The organism is Massilia aerilata, from assembly GCF_042656905.1.
Classification (GTDB): domain Bacteria; phylum Pseudomonadota; class Gammaproteobacteria; order Burkholderiales; family Burkholderiaceae_D; genus Telluria; species Telluria aerilata.
Map to the genome: position 1 here is coordinate 357,196 of NZ_JBHSMZ010000001.1, position 23,971 is coordinate 381,166.

Annotated in this window: 17 protein-coding genes; 6 read left to right on the forward strand and 11 right to left on the reverse strand. The window is 67.6% G+C overall.

Annotated elements, in window-relative coordinates; all coding sequences use genetic code 11:
- Positions 1-99: 99 nt before the first annotated feature.
- The 6 genes from moaD to kbl all read right to left on the reverse strand — a co-directional run bounded on the left by moaD (position 100) and on the right by kbl (position 6,943).
- Positions 100-357, reverse strand: coding sequence for a molybdopterin converting factor subunit 1 (gene moaD / locus ACFPO9_RS01595; protein ID WP_379766045.1), 258 nt, complete (start codon positions 355-357; stop codon positions 100-102).
- A gap of 1 nt (position 358) precedes the next feature.
- The gene (locus ACFPO9_RS01600; protein WP_379766048.1) at positions 359-1,588 is read right to left on the reverse strand and encodes a molybdopterin molybdotransferase MoeA; all 1,230 of its coding nucleotides are present in this window, start codon (positions 1,586-1,588) and stop codon (positions 359-361) included.
- Positions 1,585-3,066: a threonine synthase gene (gene thrC / locus ACFPO9_RS01605; protein WP_379766051.1), complete on the reverse strand. Its 1,482-nt coding sequence runs from the start codon at positions 3,064-3,066 to the stop codon at positions 1,585-1,587. The genes ACFPO9_RS01600 and thrC overlap by 4 nt, the downstream gene beginning before the upstream one ends.
- Before the next feature lie 168 nt (positions 3,067-3,234).
- Complete coding sequence (locus tag ACFPO9_RS01610) at positions 3,235-4,629, reverse strand: L-serine ammonia-lyase (RefSeq protein WP_379766054.1); 1,395 nt, start codon at positions 4,627-4,629, stop codon at positions 3,235-3,237.
- A 126-nt stretch (positions 4,630-4,755) separates the two neighbouring features.
- Positions 4,756-5,712: an NAD-dependent epimerase/dehydratase family protein gene (locus ACFPO9_RS01615; protein WP_379766057.1), complete on the reverse strand. Its 957-nt coding sequence runs from the start codon at positions 5,710-5,712 to the stop codon at positions 4,756-4,758.
- Between the two features lie 28 nt (positions 5,713-5,740).
- Positions 5,741-6,943, reverse strand: coding sequence for a glycine C-acetyltransferase (gene kbl / locus ACFPO9_RS01620; RefSeq protein WP_379766060.1), 1,203 nt, complete (start codon positions 6,941-6,943; stop codon positions 5,741-5,743).
- A gap of 179 nt (positions 6,944-7,122) precedes the next feature.
- On the opposite strand from kbl, the gene ACFPO9_RS01625 reads away from it, so the two are divergent.
- The gene (locus tag ACFPO9_RS01625; protein ID WP_379766063.1) at positions 7,123-7,719 is read left to right on the forward strand and encodes a helix-turn-helix domain-containing protein; all 597 of its coding nucleotides are present in this window, start codon (positions 7,123-7,125) and stop codon (positions 7,717-7,719) included.
- Positions 7,720-7,828: 109 nt separating this feature from the next.
- Entirely contained in the window at positions 7,829-10,108 is a 2,280-nt protein-coding gene (locus ACFPO9_RS01630) for a putative bifunctional diguanylate cyclase/phosphodiesterase (protein WP_379766066.1), read from the forward strand.
- A gap of 52 nt (positions 10,109-10,160) precedes the next feature.
- On the opposite strand, the gene ACFPO9_RS01635 is transcribed toward ACFPO9_RS01630, so the two are convergent.
- The 4 genes from ACFPO9_RS01635 to ACFPO9_RS01650 all read right to left on the reverse strand — a co-directional run bounded on the left by ACFPO9_RS01635 (position 10,161) and on the right by ACFPO9_RS01650 (position 15,999).
- A complete protein-coding gene (locus ACFPO9_RS01635) occupies positions 10,161-12,344 on the reverse strand; it encodes a prolyl oligopeptidase family serine peptidase (RefSeq protein ID WP_379767580.1) in 2,184 nt (727 codons plus the stop codon).
- A gap of 116 nt (positions 12,345-12,460) precedes the next feature.
- A complete protein-coding gene (locus ACFPO9_RS01640; RefSeq protein ID WP_379766069.1) occupies positions 12,461-13,849 on the reverse strand; it encodes a tetratricopeptide repeat protein in 1,389 nt (462 codons plus the stop codon).
- Positions 13,850-14,105: 256 nt separating this feature from the next.
- Positions 14,106-14,735 carry a 3'-5' exonuclease gene (locus tag ACFPO9_RS01645; RefSeq protein WP_379766072.1) on the reverse strand — a complete coding sequence of 210 codons (630 nt, stop codon included), beginning with the start codon at positions 14,733-14,735 and terminating at the stop codon, positions 14,106-14,108.
- A gap of 13 nt (positions 14,736-14,748) precedes the next feature.
- Positions 14,749-15,999: an Hsp70 family protein gene (locus ACFPO9_RS01650; RefSeq protein WP_379766075.1), complete on the reverse strand. Its 1,251-nt coding sequence runs from the start codon at positions 15,997-15,999 to the stop codon at positions 14,749-14,751.
- Between the two features lie 158 nt (positions 16,000-16,157).
- Here ACFPO9_RS01650 and ACFPO9_RS01655 point away from each other — a divergent pair, with 158 nt between their 5' ends.
- From ACFPO9_RS01655 to cphA (ACFPO9_RS01670), 4 genes are all read left to right on the forward strand, one after another.
- On the forward strand, positions 16,158-16,625 hold the full coding sequence (locus tag ACFPO9_RS01655) for a DUF2244 domain-containing protein (protein WP_379766078.1): 468 nt from the start codon (positions 16,158-16,160) through the stop codon (positions 16,623-16,625).
- A gap of 136 nt (positions 16,626-16,761) precedes the next feature.
- Positions 16,762-17,673, forward strand: a complete 912-nt coding sequence (locus ACFPO9_RS01660) for an isoaspartyl peptidase/L-asparaginase (protein WP_379766081.1) — start codon at positions 16,762-16,764, stop codon at positions 17,671-17,673.
- 9 nt (positions 17,674-17,682) lie between these two features.
- Positions 17,683-18,600, forward strand: a complete 918-nt coding sequence (locus ACFPO9_RS01665) for a cyanophycinase (RefSeq protein ID WP_379766083.1) — start codon at positions 17,683-17,685, stop codon at positions 18,598-18,600.
- Positions 18,597-21,194, forward strand: a complete 2,598-nt coding sequence (gene cphA, locus ACFPO9_RS01670) for a cyanophycin synthetase (protein ID WP_379766086.1) — start codon at positions 18,597-18,599, stop codon at positions 21,192-21,194. Before ACFPO9_RS01665 ends, cphA (ACFPO9_RS01670) begins: the two co-directional genes overlap by 4 nt.
- 82 nt (positions 21,195-21,276) lie before the next feature.
- On the opposite strand, the gene cphA (ACFPO9_RS01675) is transcribed toward cphA (ACFPO9_RS01670), so the two are convergent.
- Complete coding sequence (cphA, locus tag ACFPO9_RS01675; protein WP_379766089.1) at positions 21,277-23,913, reverse strand: cyanophycin synthetase; 2,637 nt, start codon at positions 23,911-23,913, stop codon at positions 21,277-21,279.
- Between the last annotated feature and the right edge of the window lie 58 nt (positions 23,914-23,971).

Here is a 23,971-nt window from a genome sequence, read left to right on the forward strand (position 1 = left end):
CAGTGAGCAGCCGACTACGTTCAAGCTAGTGGCTAAGCGCCCGACTTGGATTCCCGCCTGCGCGGGAATGACGTTTCCGGCAATGCCGGGAAGGTCGAATCAACCGCCGGTCACCGGCGGGAAAAACGCCACTTCCCCACCCTCACGCACGGCCGTCTCCGGCTCGCACATCACATGGTTGAACGCCATGCGCAACGCACGGTCGCGGCCCAGCGCCTCGGCCCATGCGCCGCCACGCGCGATCAGGAAATCGCGCACCGCGCCGACCGTCGCCACGCCCTCGGGCAGCGTCACCGCCTCCCCGGCCGTACCGACCGCCTCGCGCACGCCGGCAAAAAATCGCAGATTGATGTCCATGTCAGTATTGAAGTGAAGCGAAGGGGATGAAGCGCACCAGGTCGCCGCGCGCGATCGCCTGGCCCGGCGGGCAGTCGATCAGGCCGTCGGCCCACATCGTCGAGGTCAGCACGCCCGAGCCCTGGTTCGGGAACAGCTCCAGGCCGCCCTGCTCGTTGATGCGGGCGCGCAGGAATTCGTTGCGGCGGTCCGGCCTGGCCCAGTCGAAATCGGCGCGCATCTGCAGCGCGCGCGGGCCGAGGTCGCCGCTGACGCCCTGCAGGCGCAGCAGGAAGGGCCGCACGAACAGCAGGAAGGTCACGAAGCTCGATACCGGATTGCCGGGCAGGCCAAGAAAAAACGCGCTGCCTACCTCGCCGAAGGCCAGCGGCTTGCCCGGCTTGACCGCGATCTGCCACATGTTCAGCCGTCCTTCGGCTTCCACGGCCGGCTTGATGTGGTCTTCCTCGCCCACCGAGACGCCGCCCGAGGTGATGATCAGATCATGATCGCGCGCCGCTTCGCGCAAGGTGTCGCGGGTCGCCTGCAGCGAGTCCGGCACGATGCCGTAGTCGGTGAATTCGCAGCCGAAGTTTTCGAGCAGGCCGCGCAGGGTGAAGCGGTTCGAGTTGTAGATCGCGCCCGGCTTCAGCGGCTCGCCCGGCATCGCCAGCTCGTCGCCGGTGAAGAACACGGCCACGCGCAGGCGCCGGCGCACCGGCAGTTGCGCCAGGCCGACCGAGGCTGCGAGGCCCAGCTCCTGGCTGCGCAGGCGGGTGCCGGCCGGCAGGATCACCGCGCCCGCCTGCACGTCTTCCCCGCGCCGGCGTATCCATTCGCCCGATTGCGGCGCGTGCTTCACGGTGACGGTGTCGCCATCCAGCTCGCACTGCTCCTGCATCACGACGGCATCCGCGCCGTCCGGGATCAGGGCGCCGGTGAAGATGCGCGCCGCGCTGCCCGGTTCCAGGAAGCTGCCGACCTGGCCGGCGGGAATGCGCTGGGCGACCTTCAGCGCCGCGGCGCCGCTCGCGCAATCGGCGGCGCGCACGGCATAGCCATCCATCTGGGTGTTGTCGGCGCTGGGGACGTCCAGCTTCGAGGCCTGGTCTTCGGCCAGTACGCGGCCGTTGGCTTCGAGCGTGTCCACCAGTTCGACCTCGGCCACCGGACGGGCCGCGGCCAGCAGGAAATCGAGGGCTTCGCGCACGGGCATCAAGGGCTTGCGCGGCGCTTGTGCGGCTGCGCTCATCGGTCCAGCCCCGTGTGTTCGGCGATGTAGGCCTTCACCTGCGCCACGTCCGCCTTCATCACGACGAAGCGCTGCGGCAGCGTCTCGATGTTCTCGAAGCCGGCCGGGCGCTCGGCGTCCGTGCCGAGTGCTTCGAGGATGGTCTCGTTGAACTTGGCGGCCAGCGCGGTCTCCAGCACGATCATCGGGATGCCCGGCTCGAGGTGCGCGCGCGCGACCTTGATGCCGTCGGCGGTGTGGGTGTCGATGGTGATGCCGTAGTCGTCGGCGACTTCGCGGATCGTGTTCAGGCGGTCTTCATGGGTGGAGCAGCCCGAGACGAAACCGTATTCGCCGACGCGTTTGAATTCGTCGCCATCGCTGCCCGGCGCGCCCGACAGGTCGAAGCCGCCGTGGGTCTCGACCTTGCGGAACAGGGCGTGCGTGCGCTCCGCGTCGCGGCCCACCAGGTCGTAGACGAAGCGCTCGAAGTTCGAGGCTTTCGAGATGTCCATCGACGGGCTGCTGGTGTGGAAGGTCTCGGCCGGTTTGCGCACGCGGTAGACGCCGGTGCGGAAGAACTCGTCCAGCACATTGTTCTCGTTGGTCGCGACCACCAGCTTTGCGATCGGCAGGCCCATCATGCGGGCGATGTGGCCGGCGCAGATATTGCCGAAGTTCCCGGAAGGGACCGTGAACGAGACCTTCTGCCCGTTGGAGCTGGTCGCCTTCAGGTAGCCGCGGAAGTAGTAGACAACCTGCGCCACCACGCGCGCCCAGTTGATCGAGTTGACGGTGCCGATCTTGTGGCGGGCCTTGAATTCGAGGTCGTTCGAGACCGCCTTGACCATGTCCTGGCAATCGTCGAACACGCCTTCCACCGCGATGTTGAAGATGTTCGGATCCTGCAGGCTGAACATCTGCGCGGTCTGGAAGGCGCTCATCTTGGCATGCGGGGACAGCATGAAGACGCGGATGCCGCGCTTGCCGCGCATCGCATACTCGGCGGCGCTGCCGGTGTCGCCGGAGGTCGCGCCGAAGATGTTCAGCGCATCGCCGTTCTTCGCAAGTATGTACTCGAACAGGTTCCCCAGCAGTTGCATCGCCATGTCCTTGAAGGCCAGGGTCGGGCCGTTCGACAGGCCTTGCAGGATCAGCTTGCCGGCCGCGCCCTCTTCCAGCACCCGCAGCGGCGTGATGTCGGCGCTCGATTCGCCGGCGCGGGCGTTGCGGTAGACCTCGGGCGTGTAGGTCCTGGCGGTCAGCGCCTTCAGCTCGGCGTCGGGGATGTCGGTGGCGAACTTGCGCAGGATTTCATAGGCCAGGTCGGCATACGACAGCGAACGCCAGGCATCGAGCTCGGCGCCCGTTACCTGCGGATACGCTGCCGGCAGGTACAGTCCGCCGTCCGGCGCGAGGCCGCCCAGCAGGATGTCGGAGAAACCTTGGGGATTGCGTGCTGCGGACGCGCTGGTCGCGCGGGTGGAGACATAGTGCATACGGTAAGCGGGATCGAAGTTGGAAGGCGTTGACTAATCAATTATAGTGCGCGCGCAGCAAACTTGTCTTGTTACCGAATCTTGTTCAGCCGCGGATGCGTGGGCACAGGGTGCCCACCCTACGGCTCGGACCAGGTAGGGTGGGCTCCCCGAGCCCACGATCCAACATCAGCAGGCGGCGTGGTTGACGGTCACCACGTGAATCGCCAAACCACCCAGCGACGTCTCCTTGTACTTCGCCTGCATGTCGTAGCCGGTCTGGCGCATCGTCTCGATCACGTTGTCGAGGCTGACGAAGTGGGTGCCGTCGCCTTTCATCGCCAGCGAGGCCGCGGTGATCGCCTTGATCGCACCCATGCCGTTGCGTTCGATGCAGGGGATCTGGACCAGGCCGCCGATCGGGTCGCAGGTCATGCCGAGATGGTGCTCGATGCCGATTTCCGCCGCGTTCTCGATCCGCTCGTTGGAACCGCCCAGCGCCGCCACCAGGCCGGCCGCCGCCATCGCACAGGCCACGCCGACTTCGCCCTGGCAGCCGACTTCGGCGCCCGAGATCGAGGCGTTCTTCTTGCACAGCATGCCGATTGCCGCGGAGCTCAGCAGGAAGTCGCGGATGCCCTTCGCCGCATCGCTGGGACGGCAGTCCTCGGCGTAGTAGCGCAGCACCGCCGGGATGATGCCGGCCGCGCCATTGGTCGGCGCCGTCACGACACGGCCGCCGGCCGCGTTCTCTTCATTGACGGCCATCGCGTACAGGGTCACGTGGTGGGTCGCGTCATGCGGCAGTTCGTTGCGGCGGTTGCCGGCGTCGCAGTGCGCCTGCTTCCACAGCTTGGCCGCGCGGCGCTTGACGTTCAGGCCGCCCGGCAGCTGGCCTTCGGTGACCAGGCCGTGGGCGATACAGTCGCGCATCACCTGCCAGATGCGGTCCAGGCCCGCGTCCAGCTCGGCCTCGCTCATGCGCGACAGCTCGTTCGCGCGCAGCATGTGCGGGATCGTCAGGCCGTGCTCGCGGCCCTGGGCCAGCAGGTCGCTCATGGTATCGAACGGGAACGGCACCGTGGAGGCGCCGCCATCGGCGTCTAGCGCGCGGCTCTGGCTCTCACCGGCCGCGGTGATGAAGCCGCCGCCCACCGAATAGTAGATGCGCTCGATGACGCTGCCATCGGCCAGCTGGAGCACGAACTTCATGCCGTTCGGGTGCTCCGGCAGCGAGGACTGCTTGTGCCACACCAGGCCGGTACGGTACTGGAAAGGCACTTCCTTCTCGCCCAGCAGCTTCAGCACGCCGTCCAGCTCGGCCTCGGCGAGCTTGTCCTCGACGCTGTCGGGATCCACGCCCTGCGGGGTCTCCCCCATCAGGCCCAGGATCACCGCCTTGTCGGTAGCGTGGCCGACGCCGGTCAGGGCCAGCGAGCCGTAGAGATGGACTTCGACGCCGACCGCCTGCGACAGGTCCCCGCACTCGAGCAGGAAACGGCGGGCGGCGACCATCGGGCCGACCGTGTGGGAGCTGGATGGGCCTATGCCGATCTTGAATAAGTCAAATACGCTCATGTCCATGAGCTGTCTCCTGAAAAAATCTTCTTATAGGTATATGGGGGTGAACCAGCGGCTTGTAAACGTCGTTCCCGCGCACGCGGGAATGACGTTCATGGGGTGCGGGCCCAAATTGACGTCGGCGGTCGATTAAGCGGTCTGGCCAACATCCACGTTTTCCAGCATCGAGTCAACCATCTCCTCGACGCCAATCCTGGCCATCCAGCCCCAGTCGGACCTTGCCCGTGCATCGTCCAGGCTCTTCGGCCACGAATCCGCAATCGCCTGGCGGCTATCCGGCTTGTAGGCAATCTGGAAGTCCGGCAGCTTGCGCTGGATGGCGACAGCCAGTTCGCGCGGATTGAAGGACACGCCCGCCACGTTGTAGGAAGAACGGATCACGACCTTTTCCGCCGGCGCATCCATCAGCTCGATGGTGGCGCGGATCGCGTCCGGCATGTAGATCATCGGCAGCGTGGTGTCCGGGCCGAGGAAGCACTCGTAGGTCTCGCCCTTCAGGGCCGAGTGGAAGATCGCGATCGCGTAATCGGTGGTGCCGCCGCCCGGGGGCGACTTGAAGCTGATGATGCCCGGGTAGCGGATGCTGCGCACGTCGACGCCGTACTTGGCGTGGTAGTACTCGCACAGGCGCTCGCCGGCCAGCTTGCTGATGCCGTAGATCGAGGTCGGGTCCATCACCGTGTACTGTGGCGTGTTCTCGGCCGGGGTGTTCGGGCCGAAGGCGGCGATCGACGACGGCCAGAACACCTTGAGCGGCTTGCCGGCTTCGACACGCTCCCTGGCGATTTCCAGGATGTTCAGCAGGCCGTCCATGTTCAGGCTCCAGGCCTTCAGCGGGGCCTTTTCGCCGGTGGCCGACAGCAGCGCGGCCAGCTGGTAGACCTGGGTCACGCCTTCATCCGCGATCAAGCGGGCCACGGCGCCGCGGTCCATCACGTCGAGGCGGGTGTAGCGCTCGGCGCCGTAGACGTTGGTTTCGCCGATGTCCGACGCGATGACGTTCTGCGCGCCGTGCTGCTGCGCGAGCGCGGTCACGAGTTCGCTGCCGATCTGGCCGTTGGCGCCGATGATGAGGATGCGTTCCATTCTTTACCTGCCTGTTCTTTTATCTGACTTAGTTCTTGATGATACCCAGCTCGCGGCCGGCTTGTTCGAAGGCTTTCAGCACGGTGTCGAGCTGCTCGCGGGTATGCGCCGCCGACAGCTGGACGCGCACGCGCGCCTGGCCCATCGGCACCACCGGGTAGAAGAAGCCCGACAGCAGCACGCCCAGTTCGAACATGCGGGCCGCGAATTTCTGCGCCACCGGGGCGTCGAACAGCATCACCGGCACCACCGGGTGGGTGCCCGGCTTGATGGTGAAGCCGATGCGCTCGATCTCCTTGCGGAAGTAGGCGGTGTTCTCGTGCAGGCGGTCGCGCAGTTCGGTACTGTTGCTGATGCGGTCCAGCACCGCGATCGAGGCGCCGGCGATCATCGGCGCCAGCGTGTTCGAGAACAGGTAGGGCCGCGACTTCTGGCGCAGGGTCTCGATGACTTCCTTGCGGCCCGAGGTGAAGCCGCCCATCGCGCCGCCCAGGGCCTTGCCCAGGGTGCCGGTGATGATGTCGATCTTGCCCATCACGTTGAAGTGCTCGTGGGTGCCGCGGCCGGTCTTGCCCATGAAGCCGGAGGCGTGCGATTCGTCGATCATGGTCAGGGCGCCGTACTTTTCGGCCAGCGCGACGATCTCGTCCAGCCTGGCGATGGTGCCGTCCATCGAGAAGGCGCCGTCGGTGACGATGATCTTGTGGCGCTTGCCGGCCTCGGTCGCGGCGACCAGCTGCTTTTCCAGGTCCGCCATGTCGTTGTTGGCGTAGCGGTAGCGCGCGGCCTTGCACAGGCGCACGCCGTCGATGATCGAGGCATGGTTCAGGGCGTCCGAGATGATCGCGTCGTTCTCGTCGAACAGCGGCTCGAACACGCCGCCGTTGGCGTCGAAGGCGGCCGCGTACAGGATGGTGTCTTCGGTGCCGAGGAAGTCGGACAGCTTCTGCTCCAGTTCCTTGTGCACGGTCTGGGTGCCGCAGATGAAGCGCACCGAGGACAGGCCGTAGCCGTACTTCTGCAGCGCGGCTTCGGCCGCTTTCTGGGTGTCAAGGTCGCCGGACAGGCCGAGGTAGTTGTTGGCGCACATATTGATCAGCGTGCGGCCATCGGCCGCGACCACTTCCGCGCCCTGGCGCGAGGCGAGCACGCGCTCGGGCTTGAACAGGCCCTCGGTTTGCAGCGTGTCGAGTTTGGTCTGGAGGGCGCTATAGAATGCCTGGTCGCTCATGTCTTCCTCGTCCTTGTATCTTCCGGCTTGACCGGTGGTTATCGGATGTTGTACCGTTGATCCGTTCGATGTAGTGAACCGAGTTCTCTATCTCGAACAGAAATTCAATATATTGAATATTACCCCCGGCCATCGCCGTTGACAAGTGCGCTGGCAAGCGATTCTCGAATAAAGCCTAGATGAATAAAGTCGTAACAGCCCTCGTCCCCGGCGCGCCCGCCGGCGCCCCGCCCGAAGTCGGCGCCACCCTGCAGCGCATGCGCCTGGCGCGCGGCCTCACGCTGGAGGACCTGTCGCGCATCGCCGGCGTGTCCAAGTCGATGCTGTCGCAGATCGAGCGCGAAAAGGCGAATCCGACCATCGCCATCACCTGGCGCCTGGCGAACGCGCTCGGCGTGCAGATCGGCGAGCTGCTGTCGTCCGAGGTCCGCAGCAGCGATGTGATCCGCGTGGTCGACGCCCACGAGATCCCGACCCTGCCCGGCGCCCACGCCGGCTACTCGCTGCGCATCCTCGGCCCGATGGACCTGGCCGGCAAGTACGAATGGTATGAATTGACGCTGGCGCCGGGCGGCGAACTGGCCTCCCAGGGCCACGACCCCGGCACCAGCGAGCATCTTACCGTGCTGACCGGCGCGGTCGAACTCGAAGTCGGCGCCGAAAAGAAACGCGTCAAGCACGGCGCCACGGCGCGCTATCCGGCCGACCAGGCCCACATCATCCGGAATACCGGCAAGCTTGAATCCAAGGCCCTGATGGTGGTGGTGCACCGCTGAACGCTTTGCCTGGTCCGGCTGTCGCTTTATATAGACGCCCGGCGCAACTATTGGTGACACTTGATGCGAGGCAATTTAAAATGCTGTGGTGTAATAACAGTATTTACAAATGGCCAGCGTCAACGATATCGCCGCCTGGCGTGTCCGCATCTTCTCTTCCCTGCTCTCCGTCGTGCTCGCGCTGGGCACGATTGCGGCCGCCCCCAGCATCCCGCTCCTGATCCACCAGGGCCTGTGGCCGGTTGCGCTCCTGGATATGCTCGCCCTGGCATGGATCTTCGCGATCTGGCGCCTGGAGCGCCTGCCCTACCGCCTGCGCGTCCTGAATTTCCTGGCAGTCCTCTACGCGGTGGCGATCGCGCTGCTGCTGGCGATCGGCCCGGCCAGCCTCAATTACCTGCTGGGACCGCCGGTCATGGCCGTGATCCTGCTGGGGCTGCGGCCCGCGCTCGGCGCGCTGGCGCTCAGCGCCGCCTGCATCGTCGCGCTTGGAGGCGGCGGCCACGTCAACCTGGCGGTGCCCGGCATGGAAGCCGATGCCCTCGGCGCGGCGCTGGCGGTGACCCTGAATTTCACCTGCGTCGGCGCGATGATCGTCCTGACCAGCGGCACCCTGCTGAAAGGCCTGTCCCACACGCTGGCCAAGGTCCGTGGCGACGAAGAGCGGGTGCGGACCCTGAACGACGAACTGCAGCTGACCTCGGCCGCGGTGGCGCGCCTGAACGACATGGTGCTGATCGCGCGCGCGGTCGAGGGCCCGGGCAGCTTGCAGCCGGTCATGTTCGCCAACGACGCCTTCCTGCGCCGTAGCGGCTACACCCGCGGCGAGATCATCGGCCAGGGCATGCGCGTGCTGCACGGCCCCGAGACCGACAAGGCCACGCTGCGCCGCATCCTCGACGGCATGGCGCGCAGCCAGCCGGTGCGCGCCGAGATCGTCAACTACACCAGGGACGGCGAGCCCTATTGGGTCGAGATGGAGATGATGCCCTTCGCCCGCGCAGGCGAACAGGCGACCCACTGGGTGGTGGTCGGGCGCGACATTACCGAGCGCCGCGACGCCGCCGACGCGATCCACCGCCTGGCCTTCTACGACGTGCTGACCGGGCTGCCGAATCGGCGCCTGCTGATGGACCGACTCGACGCCTTCATTGGCCACACGCGCGACGGCCGCGGCCTGGGCGCCCTGCTCTACATCGACCTCGACAACTTCAAGAACATCAACGACGCCCGCGGCCATGCCACCGGCGATACGCTGCTGGTGCAGGCCGCGGAGCGCTTGAGCCGCGCGGTGCGCCAGCGCGACACGGTGGCGCGCCTCGGCGGCGACGAATTCGTGGTACTGCTGGAAGGGCTGGAAGCGGATCCGGCGCTGGCGACCCGCGCGGCGCTGGCGGTGGCCGACAAGATCCGTGCCGCGCTGGCCGAGCCGATCGAGATCGACGGCCAGGCCCACCATACCTCGGCCAGCATCGGCGTGGCCCTGCCGCTGCATGCCGAGACCGCGCACGACCTGCTGCGCGAAGCCGACACCGCGATGTACCACGCCAAGGCCGGCGGCCGCAACGGCGTCGCCCTGTTCGAAACGGACATGCTGGCCGACGCCCAGCGCCGCCTGTCGCTGGAGCGCGAGCTTGCCGTGGCGCTGGAAAACGGCGAGCTGGCCATGCACCTGCAGCTGCAGGTCGGCCAGGACGGGCTGCCTGCCGGTGCGGAGCTCCTGATGCGCTGGCGCCGCGCCGACGGCAGCTTCGTACCGCCGGACGTGTTCATTCCGCTGGCCGAAGCCAGCGGCCTGATCGTGCCGCTGGGGCGCTGGGTGCTGCGCCAGGCCTGCCAGGCCTGGCTGGCGCTGAACGCCGCCGGCCATCCGCTGCCGCTGTCGATCAACGTCAGCCCGCTGCAGTTCCGCCAGCCGGATTTCGTGGCCCAGGTGCGCGCGGTGCTGCAGGAAACCGGCGCGCCACCGCAGCAGCTGATCTTCGAAGTGACCGAAGGCCTGCTGATCGAGGACATCGGCAAGACCATCGCCCGCATGCGCGAGCTGGCGGCGCTCGGCATCCGCTTCTCGATCGACGATTTCGGCACCGGCTATTCGAACCTGGCCTATCTGAAGAAGATGCCGCTGTACGAACTCAAGATCGACCAGAGCTTCATGCGCGACACCCCGCACGACGCCAACGGCAACGCCATCGTGCAATCGATCCTGGCGATGGCCGGCCACCTCGGCCTGCGCGTGGTGGCGGAAGGGATCGAGTCCGACGACCAGGCCCGTTTCCTGGCCGGCCACGGCTGCCCCTATATGCAGGGCTATCTGTTCCACCGGCCGATGCCGCTCGAGCAACTGGTCGCGCGGCTGACGGCTCGCACCGACACCGCCAGGACATAAAAAAATGGCGCACCGGCCGGGTGCGCCACTCTCTACTTACGACGCCAGCGGATTACTGCGCGCCGCCCATCGCCTGCGGCGCTTCATTCATCTTCAGCGCCTTGCTGAGGAAGCCCCAGCGGTCCGCCACCTCTTCGATCTGCTTGCCGGTCGGCTTGCCCGCGCCGTGGCCGGCCTTGGTATCGATGCGGATGATCACCGGGTTGCCGCCGGCCTGCGCCGCCTGGGCGGTGGCGGCGAACTTGAAGCTGTGCGCCGGTACCACGCGGTCGTCATGGTCGGCGGTGGTGATCATGGTGGCCGGATAGCAGGTGCCCGGCTTCAGGTTGTGCAGCGGCGAGTACTTCACCAGCGCCTTGAACTCGTCCGCGTTTTCCGACGAGCCGTAGTCCGAGGTCCAGGCCCAGCCGATCGTGAACTTGTGGAAGCGCAGCATGTCCATCACGCCCACCATCGGGATCGCGGCGCCGAACAGGTCCGGACGCTGGGTCATGGCCGCGCCCACCAGCAGGCCGCCATTGGAGCCGCCGCCGATCGCCAGCTTCGAGGGCGAGGTCACCTTGTTATTCACCAGCCACTCGGCGGCGCCGATGAAATCGTCGAAGACGTTCTGCTTGTTCAGCCTGGTGCCGGCTTCGTGCCAGGCTTCGCCGTACTCGCCGCCGCCGCGCAGGTTGGCCACCACGTAGACGCCGCCCATCTCCATCCAGGCCAGGTTGGCCGGCGAGAAGCCCGGGGTCATCGAGATGTTGAAGCCGCCGTAGCCGTACAGGTAGGTCGGGTTCGAGCCGTCCAGTTTCAGGCCCTTCTTCGAGACGATGAACATCGGCACCCTGGTGCCGTCGCGGCTGGTGTAGAACTGCTGGCGGGTCTCGTAGTCGGCCGGGTTGAACTTCACGTCCGGCTTGCGGAAGACCGAGGTGGCGCCGCTCTTCATGTCGAGACGGTAGATCGTGGTCGGGGTGGTGAAGCCGGTGAAGGAGAAGAAGGTCTCGCTGTCGCCCTGCTTGCCGCCAAAACCCGACACCGAGCCGATGCCCGGCAGCGCGATCTCGCGCACCTGCTTGCCTTTGAGGTCGGTGACCTTGACCACGCTGCGCGCATCGGCCAGGTATTCGTTGATCAGCTGCTTGTTGACCATGTGGCTGGACACCAGCGTCTGCTGGCTTTCCGGCACCACGGTCTTCCAGTTGGCTTCCTGGGGCTTGTTGACGTCGATCGCGACGATGCGCTTGCGCGGCGCGTTGCGGTCGGTGGCGAAGTAGAACACGCTGCCGACGTTGTCGATGAAGTCGTAGGCGGCGTCGAAGTTGTCGATCAGCGGCAGCACCTTGCCATCCGGCTTGGACAGGTCCTTGTAGAACACGCGGTACTTGTGCGCCGTGCCCTTGGTGGCCGTGATCAGCAGGTAGCGGCCATCGTCGGTGGTGTTGCCGCCAAAGCCCCATTCCTTCTGGTCAGGGCGGTCGTAGACCAGCACGTCGGCGCTTTGCGGGGTGCCCAGCTTGTGGTAGTACAGCTTCTGGAAGTAGTTGACGTCGGCCAGCTTGGTGGCTTCCTTCGGCTCGTCGTAGCGGCTGTAGAAGAAGCCCTTGCCGTCGCGGGTCCAGGCGGTGCTGGAGAATTTCACCCACTGGATGTGGTCTTCGAGGTCCTTGCCGGTATCGACCTTGCGCACGCGGATCTCGTTCCAGTCCGAACCCGAGGCGGCGGTCGAATAGGCCAGCAGCTTGCCGTCCGGGCTCACCGCCAGACCGGCCAGGGCGACCGTGCCGTCGGCGGCCAGCGTGTTCGGATCCAGCAGCAGGCGCGGCGTGTCGGACAGGGTTTTCATGGTGTACAGCACCGACTGGTTCTGCAGGCCGTCGTTGCGGCTGAAGAAGTAGCGGCCGCCTTCCTTGTAGGGCACGCTGTAGCGCTCGTAGTTCCAGAGCTGGGTCAGGCGCTGGCGGATCGCTTCGCGCTGCGGGATCTGCGCAAGGTAAGACTGGGTCACCTTGTTTTCGGCGTCGACCCAGTCCTTGGTCTCGGCGCTGTTGGCGTCTTCCAGCCAGCGGTAGGGGTCGGCAACCCTGGTGCCGTGGTAATCGTCGGTCTGGTCGACCTTTTTCGCAACCGGGTAGGCCAGCGGGGTACCGGAGCAGGCCGGTACGGCCGGCGCGCCGGCGATCGCGGCGGTGCTGCCGAAGCCGAGGAAAGCGGCCGCGACGGCGGCGGCGAGGGTGGCGTGTCTCATGCGCATGTTGGTTGTTCTCTCTGTCGGTAAACGAAGTGGCTCATGCCTTCAAGCATCATAGCGCGCGCCTTGCTCTGCCGACAAGTATTCTTCAAGCAACATGCCACGCCAGCCATTCACGCCGTGCGCCGCTCCTCGCGACCCGGTGCACGGGCCCGCCACTGGCGGCTGAGGTCGCGGGCATCCTCGATCTGGCGGGCCGACAGGCGGCGCGCGACGATGGCCTTGTTGGCGCTCGCGGCCGGGTCGCCGGCGTCGGCCGCCAGCAGCATCCACATGTAGGCGCGCACGCTGTCGCGCGGCACGCCGCGGCCGCTGTTGACCATGCCGCCCAGGTTGTACTGGGCCAGCGCGTGGCCTTGTTCCGCGGCGAGGGCGTACCAGCGCACCGCTTCGGCATCGTCCTGCTGCACGCCCTGCCCGGTGGCGTACATGACGCCGAGGTTGTTCTGGGCGCTGGCGTCACCCTGCTCGGCGGCGCGCCGGTACCATTCGACGGCGGTGGCCTCGTCGCGGTGCACGCCCTGGCCGTTCGCGTACATCACGCCCAGGGTGAACTGCGCGTTGGCGGCGCCCTGGGCCGCGGCCAGCCGATACCAGTAGAAGGCCTGGCGCACGTCGGCAGGCACGCCGCGCCCGTGCGCGTACATATTGCCCAGGTTGTACTGGGCCAGCATGTGGCCCTGCTTGGCGGCGCGGGTGGTCAGGGCCAGGGCTTCGGCTTCGTCGCGCGGGCCGCCGCGGCCGCTTCCCAATAGCAGCGCCAGGCTGAACTGGGCTTCGGCGTCGCCCTGGCCGGCGGCGCAGTGCAGCCAGGGCAGCGCCGCCTTGTCGTCGCGCGGCACGCCTACCCCGTCAAGATAGCACAGGCCCAGCAGGCGCTGTGCCGCCGGGTCGCCGCGGCCGGCCGCGCGCCGGAACCAGTAGGCGGCCTCGAGATCGTTGGCGGCCATGCCCTGCCCGCGCCGCAGCATCAGGCCCAGCGCCACTTCGGCCGGCGCGTACTTACCCAGCGCCGCCTTGCGCAGCCAGGCCGCCGCCAGCGCATGGTTGACCGGGGCGCCCTCGCCGCGCAGATAGCATTCGCCGAGCAGGTGCTGGGCGCTGGGCAGGTTCTGGCTTGCCGCGCGCTGGTACCAGCCCAGCGCCAGCTCGGGATTGCGCGCCACCCCGCGCCCGGCCCGCAGCATGTCGCCCAGGTTCTGCTGGGCCGAGGGGTCGCCCTGCTCCGCCGCCAGCGCGAACCAGCCCACGGCCTGGGCGTCCGACTGCGCCACGCCGCGCCCTTGGTAGAGCATGGTGCCGTAATGGTTCTGGGCGAAGGCCAGGCCGCGCTCGGCCGCACGGCGCAGCCATTCGGCGGCCCGGGCATCGTCGCGCGCCACGCCGTCGCCGTTCTTGAACATCAAGCCGAGGTTGAACTGTGCATAGGCGTCGCCACGCCCTGCCGCGCGGGCGAACCACGCCAGCACGGAATTTTCCGGTGACACGTCAGAGTGCCGCATGATCGCTCCAGGAAAAATCGGACAATTTGATGGCGGAACCGCCTAATCGCGGCGCCGCAAGAATTGTCAAAAGTCTAACTAGGAGGAATCCGACGGGCTTGATCTGCCACAGAGAGGCAAAGCTTCAGCGCGGAAAAAAATCGCGGAAAACTCGCGGCGATGCAGAGCCAGCGCAACTGTCGCGAAAATCACGCGTGGCGGCCGTTGCCGCCGTTGTGATGCCACAAACTGTGGGCTTCGCGCACAGGCTAGCGCGCTAGCGGCGGTGTTTAGCGGCGTAGACGTCCATGAAACCGGGCACCTTGCCAGCGGCCACGCGGTTGATCGCTACCAGCAACTCCGGCGCCACCGGTCCCAGGCCATAGGAGGCATCCAGGTGGCGGCCGATATGCAGCAGCAGATGGGCAGCGACCTCGGCGTCGGCCTCGGCGCGGTGGGCGGTGCCACGGAAGGCGATGCCGAGCGAGCGCGCCAGCTCGCCGAGCCGGTAGCTGGGCAAGCCCGGCAGCACGCGGCGCGACAGCTTGACCGAGCAGACCAGGCCGGCATGGCGGCAGGCATGGCCCAGGCGGGCGCCCTCCGCCTTCAGGAACTTTTCGTCGAAGCTGGCATTGTGCGCGGCCAGGGTATCGCCGCCGATGAATTCGATCAGCTCCGGCACGACGTCTTCGGCCAGCGGCGCCGTATCGACCATCTGCTGGGTGATCCCGGTCAGCGAAGTGATGAAGGACGGAATGCGCACGCCGCAATTGACCAGCGAAACATAGCGTTCGACGATCTCGCCGCCGGCGATGCGCAGCGCGGCGACTTCGGTGATGCGGTCGCCGGACTCCGGCGAGAGGCCGGTGGTCTCGAAGTCGAGCATGACGATCGGGCGTTCAAACATGGTCTACCTTTAATTAAGCGAACTTGCGGGCGGCGTCGATGGCGAGACCGGACCCGATGCTGCCGAACAGGTCGCCCTCCACGCGGCGCGCCTGGGGCACGATGGCGGCGATCCGCTCGCGCAAGGCCGCGACCCCGCTCGAACCGCCGGTAAAGAACACGGTATCGACCTTGCCGGCATCGACCCCGGCCTCGCCCAGCAGGCGCTGCACGGTCGCGCCGACCTGGTCGACCAGGCCTGCAATCGCCGTTTCGAACACGGCGCGCCCGACCTGGATGCGTTCCGGCGGCGACAGGCGGTCGAGGTCGAGCTCGACCAGCGGCGTGCCGGACAGGCCGATCTTGGCTTCCTCGACACGCATTGCCAGCCAGTGGCCGGCGCGATCGTCGATCAAGTTGCGCAGACGCGATAGCTTGGCCGGTTCGGCCGCGTCGCGCGCCAGGTCTTCCAGCTGGACGGTGCTCTTGCGGGTGTAGGCCTGGTTGATCGTGTGCCAGGTCGCCAGGTTGAAATAATAGCTGGACGGCACCGGGGCGCCCGAGACCAGCGCACTGCCGTAACCCAGCAGCGGCATCACCGAGGCCAGGCTCAGGTACTTGTCGAAGTCGGTGCCGCCGATGTGCACGCCGCCGGTGGCCAGGATGTCCTCGCGCCGCTCGATGCGCGTGGTGCGGTCCGGGCCCAGCCGCACCAGCGAGAAGTCCGAAGTGCCGCCGCCGATATCGGCGATCAGCACCAGTTCTTCCTTTTCGATGCGCGACTCGTAGTCGAAGGCCGCCGCAATCGGCTCGTACTGGAAGCCGATCTCCTTGAAACCGGCGGCGCGCGCGATCTCGGCCAGGGTGTCCTCGGCCAGGCGGTCGGCGGCCGGGTCGTCGTCGATGAAATAGACCGGGCGCCCGAACACGGCGCTGGTGAATTCGCGCCCGGCCTGCTGCTGGGCGCGGCGGCGCAGTTCGCCGATGAAATGCGCCAGCAGCTGGCGGAAAGGCAGCGCGCGGCCGGCCACCTCGGTCTGGCCATCCATCAGGCTGGTGCCGAGCAGGCTCTTCAGCGAGCGCATCAGGCGGCCTTCGTAGCCCTCCAGGTAGTCCGCCAGGGCCGCGCGGCCGTAGCGGACCTGTTCGTCGTCGGCGTTGAAGAACACGACCGACGGCAGGGTCGCCTTGCCGTCCTCGAGCGCGAGCAGGCTGGTGTGGCCGGGGCGGACCCAGCCGACAGTGGAATTGGAGGTGCCGAAATCGACGCCGCAAGCGTTCGCCATGGATGCCTGACCAGAAGTGGAGGAAGGGAAAGGGGCGAGATGTTACCAGAACTCGGGCCTGCCCCGCCAGCCCCGGCCATGCCGCCCTTCGGTCACAACAGGCAATCGTGCGCGCCAGGGACGGGCTTATATTATTGCTACCGACCAGAAAGACAACGATGCTCTACGAGTGCACATTGCAGCGCAACTGCTCGATGACGCCGCGCCAGCTTGCGCGCGCCTATGCCCTGCTGTGCATCCTGTCGCTGTCGGTCGCCCTCGCCTTTTTGCTGCAGGGCTTCTGGATGGTGCTTGCCTTTTCGCTGCTGGAACTAAGCTGCGTCGGCCTGGCCCTGCTGCTGTATGCGCGCCACGCCCTCGACCGCGAACGCGTCGCCCTGTCGAACGACTGCCTGCTGGTCGAATGCGTGCAGGCGGACGTACGCAGCCAGTCGCGCCTGGATCCTCTCTGGACCCGGGTGCTCACCGACGCCGCCGCCGCGCCTGGACGTCCGCGCCGGGCCCTGATCACGCTGGAATCGCGCGGCGTGCGGGTCGAGATCGGCCGCTTCGTCAACGACGCCCAGCGCCGCCAGGTGGCGCGCGAACTCAGGCTGGCCCTGCGCCAGGTCTCCGCCATGCACTGAAGCCTCGTGTCAGCGCCGTCTTACACACACACGGCCAGGCTACCGATGTTTCAATTTCTACATCATTTGCATAATGCGGAACACTAAATGCCGCGCCAGCAAGATTGCGCGGCATGCATCGTTTTGGAGAAGAAGAATGAGCAATACACATGGGGACTTTGCCATTGTCGTGCACGGCGGCGTCGGCAGCCCGGCCGCTTACCGGGACGGCTGCGAGCGCGCGGCCCGCCGCGGTTTCGAAGAATACGGGATCAGTGCCGACGCGCTGGAAGCGGCGATCGCCGCCGTCACCTTCCTCGAGGATGACGGCCGCTTCAACGCCGGCCGCGGCGCCGCGCTGGGCCTGGATGGCGCCACGGTCGAGATGGACGCCTCGGTGATGGACACGCGCGGCCGCCTGGGCGCCGTGGCCTGCGTGCAGGGCATCGAGAACCCGGTGCTGCTGGCGCGCGCGGTGTGCGACACGCCGCACTGGTTCCTGGCCGGCGAAGGCGCCAACCGTTTCGCGGCCGCGATCCGCCACCCGGCCTGGAACAAGATCTCCGAACAGCAGCGCCAGGACCACCGCAAGATCCTGGAGGAACTGGCCGGCTCGGCGCCGTCCATGCCCGGCGTCGACAACAAGGCCTTCATGCGCTTCTGGAATTACCAGCAACCCCTGACCCTGCCGGCCAGCGCCGCCTGCGACACGGTGGGCGCCGTGGTGCGCGCGCCGGACGGCCATTTCGGCGTGGCGGCGTCCACCGGCGGCTCCTCGCCCAGCCTGATGGGCCGGGTCGGCGACACGCCCATCATCGGCAGCGGCTTCTACGCCGGCCCGCACGGCGCGGTGGCGGCCACCGGCATCGGCGAACACATCGTGCGCCACCTGCTGGCGCACCGCGTCTACGGCTGGATCGAGGACGGCATGCCGCTCGCGCAGGCGCTGCAGCGCGGCATCGCGCTGTTCGGCGAGGACGTCCCGGTCGGTTTGATCGCGGTCAGCCGCACCGAGGCCGGCGCGCTGGGCAACCGCGCCATGCCGCAAGCACAACTCATCAAGGACTGACAGCAAAACATGAATGCACGAGCACAAACGCCAGAACAGCTGGAACAGGAACGCCGGGTGCGCGAAAGCCACGGCCACCTGGTGATCATCGGCGGCCATGAAGACCGCAAGCACGACATGCAGATCCTCAGCCGCTTCGTCGAGCTTTCGGGCGGCAATGACGCGAAGATCGTCGTGATCTCGGCCGCCAGCTCGGTGGCCGACCAGATGTGGGAGATGTACGACCGGGCCTTCGGCGAACTGGGCGTGCGCGAACGCGTGCACCTGCACCTGGCCAGCCGCCAGTGCGCCAACGACCAGCAGCACATCAAGGACATCCTCGACGCCACCGGGATCTTCATGACCGGCGGCGACCAGAAGCGCCTGCTGGCCATCATCGGCGGCACCGCCCTCGACAGCGCGATGCACGCCGCCCTCAAGCTGCGCGGCGCCTGCATCGGCGGCACCAGCGCCGGCGCCTCGGCCATGTCGGGCCACATGCTGGCCCAGGGCCGCGCCGAGCTGCACCCGGAAAAGGGTTCGGTCAGCCTGGGCGCGGGCCTCGGCTTCCTGCACAAGGTCGTGATCGACCAGCACTTCTCGGAGCGCCAGCGCCTCTCGCGCCTGCTGTCGGTCGTGGCCCAGAACCCGTATTTGCAGGGCATCGGCATCGACGAGGACACCGCGCTGATCGTCGAACGCGGGGTCGGCATCGAGGTGCTGGGCGAAGGCGCGGTCACCATCGTCGATGGCCGCAACATGAGCACCAATATCGCCGAGATTCCGGACCGCGAAACCCCGGAGCTGATCGACGTCCGCCTGCACCTGCTGCCGGCCGGCAGCAAGTACCGCCTGCCCGACGGCGACAACGTTCCGGTCGAACATCGCATCCCTTCATCCCTGCTCGAATTTTTAGAAAACGTCACCAAACGGACCCAGATCTCATGAGAATCACCGAACAACGCTTCCTGCGCGGCCCCAACCTGTACGCCGCGACGCCCTGCCTGACGGCGCTCATCGACAATGAAGACATCAGCGTGGCCGGCCTCGGCGCGCGCCTGCTCGAGCGCCTGCCCGGCATGCCGCCCGAAGCGGCGGCGCGCCTGTCCGACTGCAGCTCGCCGGCCGAGGCCATCGAGCCGGTCACGATGGAGCTGCAGCGCGTGGCCGGCGCCGCCGGCGGCTTCAGCCAGGGCCTGGCCGTCGCAGGCAAGCCCGGGCTGCTGCGCGTGGTCTGCGCCTATACGATCGAACAGGTGGCCGGCGCCGCCCTGCGCACCGCGCGCGACCTGGTCCACGCCATCGCCGCGCACGAGGACTTCGACCTCGACGCCGCGCTGGCGGAACTGAAGGACATCGCCCAGGATTACGCGATCGGCACCAGCACCGGCGCCGTCGTCAACGCCGCCCACAAGCGCGGCATCCCGAGCCTGCGCCTGCTGGATACGGCGAACCTGTTCCAGCTCGGCTGGGGCAGCAAGCAGAAGCGCCTGCAGGCCACCATCACCGGCGCCACCAACAATATCGCGGTCGGCATCGCCAGCGACAAGCAGCTGACCAAGACCCTGCTCGACCAGGCCGGCTGCCCGGTCCCGGCCGGCGAAACCGTCACCACCCTGGCCGCGGCCCAGCGCATCGCACGCCGCATCGGCACCGTGACGATCAAACCACTCGACGCCAACCAGGGCAAGGGCGTGACCACCGCCTGCTCGACGCCGGAAGAAGTCGAGCGCGCCTTCGAATTCGCGCGCAAATACGGCCGTCACGTGATCGTCGAAGAATTCCTGCGCGGCCGCGACTACCGCGTACTGGTCACCGGCCGCAAGATCGCCGCCGCGTCCTGGCGCCGGCCGCCGCACGTGACCGGCGACGGGATCCACTCGATCCGCGAACTGGTCGAGACCGAAAACCGCAATCCGGCGCGCGGCGACGGCCACACCAACATCCTCACCAGGATCCCGCTCGACGAGATCGCGTCCCAGGTGTTGGCGAAAGCCGGCTATGACTTCGATTCCGTGCCGCCCGAAGGCGAATCGGTCGACCTGCGCGGCAACGCCAACCTGTCCACCGGCGGCACCGCCGAGGACGTGACCGACCTGCTGCCAGAAGAAACCCGCGAGATCTGCATCCGCGCCGCCCGCACCATCGGACTGGACGTGGCCGGCATCGACATCGTGTGCCAGGACATCGCACAGCCCCTGCGCGCGCAGCGCGGCGGCATCATCGAAGTGAATGCCGCCCCGGGCATCCGCATGCACCAGTACCCGAGCCGCGGCACCCCGCGCGACGCCGGCGGCGCCATCGTCGATGCCCTGTTCGGCGAGGACAATGGCCGCATCCCGTTGATCGGCGTGACGGGCACCAACGGCAAGACCACCACCACCCTGCTGATCGCCCACGCCGCCCGCATGGCCGGCCTGCGCACTGGGGTCACCACCACCGAGGGCGTCTACATCGACGGCCAGCAGATCACCAAAGGCGACTGCACCGGCTACCGCTCGGCGCGCAGCGTGCTGACCTCGCCGGACGTCGACTTCGCGGTGCTGGAAACCGCGCGCGGCGGCATCCTCAAGCGCGGCCTGGCCTACGACCGCTGCGACGTCTCCGTTGTGCTGAACGTCTCGGCCGACCACCTGGGCCTGGACGGCGTCGACACGGTCGAGGCGCTGGCCAAGGTCAAGGCGGTGGTGGCCCAGCGCGCCTCGCGCGCGGTGGTGCTGAACGCCGAGGACGACCACTGCGTGGCGATGGCATCCGAACTGGCCGCTGACGTGGAAAATAAGGTCGAAGTGCTCTACTTCTCGCTCGACGCCGACAACCCGGTCCTGCTGCGTCACCTGGAAAAGGGCGGCCGCGCGGTCTATTTCGAAGACAATGCCATCGTGCTGGCCGACGCCAGCCGCCACGAAGCGATCGTCGACGTGCGCCAGATGCCGGTGACGCTGAAGGGCGCCGCGCGCTATAACATCGCCAACAGCCTGGCGGCGGCGGCCGCGCTGGTCGCCAGCGGTTTCGGCAAGGCCGAGATCGAGGACGGCCTGCGCAGCTTCGTCTCCGACTGGAAGAGCAATCCGCTGCGCACCAACCTGTTCGACGTCGACGGCGTGACCGTGATCGTGGACTACGCCCACAACAGCGCCGCCTACGCGGCGCTGGCCGAAGCCGCACGTGGATTGAGCCCGGGCCGCCTGGTCGGCGTGGTGGCCGCGCCGGGCGACCGCCGCGATGCCGACCTGGTCGACATCGGAAGGACCTGCGCGGCCGGCTTCGACGAGCTGGTGGTGTACGAGAGCGAGAATCGCGGGCGTTCTGCGGGTAGCGTTGCGGCGAAGCTGGTCGAAGGCATCCGCCAGGCGAAATTCGAGGAGGACCACTTGCGCGTGGAACTGGACGTGCACGAGGCGATCCGCGCCGGCCTGGCGCGCTGCGTGCCGGGGGATTTGCTGGTGTTCGGCTGCGGCTCGGACATCAGCGAGCTGCTGGAGGCGATCAGGCCGGGTTCGCCGGAGGTGGCCAAGCGGATCGAGACTGAGGCAGTGTGAATGTCGTCCCCGCGCAGGCGGGAACGACGGGCTAACAAAAAACGGGCCGCGCAGGCCCGTTTCTCATTTCAGCACAGCTTCATCACCCCGCCTGCGCCGCGATCCGCTCCGCACTCTCCGGATCCATCTCCCGGATCGCCTCCACGAACACCTCCAGCGACGACCCGCACGCAAAAACCAGCACATCCCCGCGCCCGCACAAGGACAGCCCCAGGCGGATCGCCTCCCCCACTTCCAGCTCGCGGTGCAGGGTATCGGTCTTGCCGACCGCCTCCTCCGCGCCCTGCAGGATCAGGTCCACCGCGCCGCCATGGGCCCGGCCGCGGCTGGACGATTCGTACACCACCAGTTCGTCGAAGCGGGACGCGCAAACACGTCCCACCTCGAGCAGGTCCTGGTCGCGGCGGTCGCCCGGCGCGGTGACGATGCCCACCAGCTGGCCCGGCAGCAGCGAACGCGCCATCTCGGCCAGCGCCTTGTAGGCGGCAGGATTGTGCGCATAATCGACGATCACGGTCACGCCGCGCACCTCGAACACATTCGTGCGCAGCGGATTGGTCTTGCCGTCGCTAACGAACGTGGACAGGCCGGTGGCGATCTGCAGGTTGGAGAAGCCGGCCGCCATCAGCGCCGCGCTGGCGGCCAGGCCGTTGGCGATGTTGTAGCGCGCGCGGCCGCCCATCGAGATCGGCATGCTTTCCACGCGCAGCAGTTCCTGGTGCACGTTGCCGTCGGCGAGCACGATCGCATTGTCCTGCAGGTAGGCGGCGCGGCCGCCCTCTTCCAGGTGGCGCAGCAGCACCGGCTCGTCCGGGTTCATCGAAAAATAGACCAGCTCGACGTCCGGGCGCACGCGGCGCGCCATCGCCACGCACAGCGGGTCCTCGGCATTCAGCACGGCGGCGCGGCTGGCCGAGAGCGGCACCACGGCCTTGACCTGGGCCAGGTCCTCGATGGTCTCGATGCCGTCCAGCCCCAGGTGGTCGGGCGAGACGTTCAGGCAAATGCCGACGTCGCAGCGGTCGAAGGCCAGGCCGCGCTTGAGGATGCCGCCGCGCGCCGTCTCCAGCACCGCGATCTCGACGTCCGGCGACGCCAGCACGGTGCGGGCCGACCAGTAGCCGGTGCAGTCGCCCCTGGTGATCGGCTTGCCGTCGACGTAGACGCCGTGGGTGGTGGTGGCGCCGGTCACGCGGCCGGCCAGGCGCACCGTGTGCGCCATCAGCAGCGTGGTGGTGGTCTTGCCGTTGGTGCCGGTGCAGGCGATGATGGGGATGCGGCCGTCCGAGTTGCCCATCAGGCCTTCGACGATGGCGTCGCCGGCGTCGCGCGGCGCGCCGCTGCTCGGATACTGGTGCATGCGAATGCCGGGCGCCGCGTTCACCTCGATGACGGCGCCGCCCTGGCTTGCCAGCGGCAGGCCGATGTCGCGGCAGACGATGTCGATGCCGGCCACGTCGAGGCCGATCTTGCTGGCCGCGCGCACGCAGATCTGGCGCGTGCTTTCCGGCAGCAGGTCGGTCACGTCTTCGGCGGTGCCGCCGGTGGACAGGTTGGCGTTGCCGCGCAGTTCGACGGCAACGCCTTGCGCCGGCACCGAATCCGGCGCATAGCCTTGCTTGCGCAGGATGTCCTCGGCATGGGCGTCGAGCGCGATCTGGGTCAGGATGTTGGTGTGGCCGGCGCCGCGCGCCGGATTGCGGTTCTCGATCGCGACCAGCTCGCGCACGGTATGGCGGCCGTCGCCGATGATGTGGGCCGGGCGCCGGCAGGACGCCGCGGCGACACGGCCGGCGGCCACGAACACGCGATAATCGCGGCCCTGGATGGTGCGCTCGACGATGATCCTGCGCCCGTGCTTGCGGGCGAAGGCATAGGCCTGCTCGACTTCTTCCGGCGTGCGGCAGTCGACCGTCACGCCCTTGCCCTGGTTGCCGTCGAGCGGCTTGACGGTGACCGGCACCGCGAGGCGGCGCGCCACGCGCAGCGCATCGTCGATGCTGGTGACGGTTTCGCCTTCCGGCACCGGCACGCCGGCCTCGAGCAGCAGTTGCTTGGTCAGCTGCTTGTCGCTGGCGATGCGCACCGCGATATTGCTGGTCTCGCCGGTGATGGTGGCCTGGATCCGCTTCTGCTTCACGCCCCAGCCGAGCTGGAACAGGTTGGCGTCCTCGGTGATGCGCTGGACCGGAATGCCTCGCTCGTGGGCCGCGGCCAGCACCGCGGCGGTCGAGGTGCCGATCGCGTAGTGCTCGGCCAGTTCGCGCAACTCTTGAAGGCGCGGCGCCAGGTCGAAGGATGCGGCGCCGTGCGCCAGCGCGTCGACGATCTCCACCGCCAGCGCGAAGGCCGGCTGCGCCACCTTCTCGATCTGGTAGGCGCAGACGATGCGGTACTGGCCCGGCGTGCCGGCCACCGGACGGGTGCGGCCGAAGCTGGCCGGGGCGCCGGCCAGGCACTGCAGGCCCAGGCAGACGTGCTCGATCACGCGCGCGAGGTAGGTGCCTTCGCGCAGGCGCTGGGCAAAGCCGCCCGGCTGCCCGGTCGGCACCAGGTAGTCGGCCAGCGAAGGCAGCAGGTTCAGCAAGGCTTCGTTGAATTGCGGGAGCTCGCGGGTCGAGACGCCGTACAGGTCGCCGAGGTCGACCACGGACAGCAGGCAGGGCGTATCCGCGTGGATGTTCGGGCCACGCAGGAATCGTTGTTCGAGAATTTGCACGGGATGGTCCTCAGTCGTGGAAAGGCGCGGAGGGGAATGGTCCCGACCGCGCCGCAAA

Coding starts and splice junctions, on each gene's coding strand:
- ACFPO9_RS01665 (WP_379766083.1), top strand. CDS start 17,683: ATGAATGCACGAGCACAAACGCCAGAACAGCTGGAACAGGAACGCCGG.
- ACFPO9_RS01625 (WP_379766063.1), top strand. CDS start 7,123: ATGAATAAAGTCGTAACAGCCCTCGTCCCCGGCGCGCCCGCCGGCGCC.
- thrC (WP_379766051.1), bottom strand. CDS start 3,066: ATGCACTATGTCTCCACCCGCGCGACCAGCGCGTCCGCAGCACGCAAT.
- ACFPO9_RS01640 (WP_379766069.1), bottom strand. CDS start 13,849: ATGCGGCACTCTGACGTGTCACCGGAAAATTCCGTGCTGGCGTGGTTC.
- kbl (WP_379766060.1), bottom strand. CDS start 6,943: ATGAGCGACCAGGCATTCTATAGCGCCCTCCAGACCAAACTCGACACG.
- ACFPO9_RS01600 (WP_379766048.1), bottom strand. CDS start 1,588: ATGAGCGCAGCCGCACAAGCGCCGCGCAAGCCCTTGATGCCCGTGCGC.
- ACFPO9_RS01615 (WP_379766057.1), bottom strand. CDS start 5,712: ATGGAACGCATCCTCATCATCGGCGCCAACGGCCAGATCGGCAGCGAA.
- ACFPO9_RS01660 (WP_379766081.1), top strand. CDS start 16,762: ATGAGCAATACACATGGGGACTTTGCCATTGTCGTGCACGGCGGCGTC.
- ACFPO9_RS01635 (WP_379767580.1), bottom strand. CDS start 12,344: ATGAGACACGCCACCCTCGCCGCCGCCGTCGCGGCCGCTTTCCTCGGC.
- ACFPO9_RS01645 (WP_379766072.1), bottom strand. CDS start 14,735: ATGTTTGAACGCCCGATCGTCATGCTCGACTTCGAGACCACCGGCCTC.
- moaD (WP_379766045.1), bottom strand. CDS start 357: ATGGACATCAATCTGCGATTTTTTGCCGGCGTGCGCGAGGCGGTCGGT.
- cphA (WP_379766086.1), top strand. CDS start 18,597: ATGAGAATCACCGAACAACGCTTCCTGCGCGGCCCCAACCTGTACGCC.
- ACFPO9_RS01655 (WP_379766078.1), top strand. CDS start 16,158: ATGCTCTACGAGTGCACATTGCAGCGCAACTGCTCGATGACGCCGCGC.
- ACFPO9_RS01610 (WP_379766054.1), bottom strand. CDS start 4,629: ATGGACATGAGCGTATTTGACTTATTCAAGATCGGCATAGGCCCATCC.
- ACFPO9_RS01650 (WP_379766075.1), bottom strand. CDS start 15,999: ATGGCGAACGCTTGCGGCGTCGATTTCGGCACCTCCAATTCCACTGTC.
- ACFPO9_RS01630 (WP_379766066.1), top strand. CDS start 7,829: ATGGCCAGCGTCAACGATATCGCCGCCTGGCGTGTCCGCATCTTCTCT.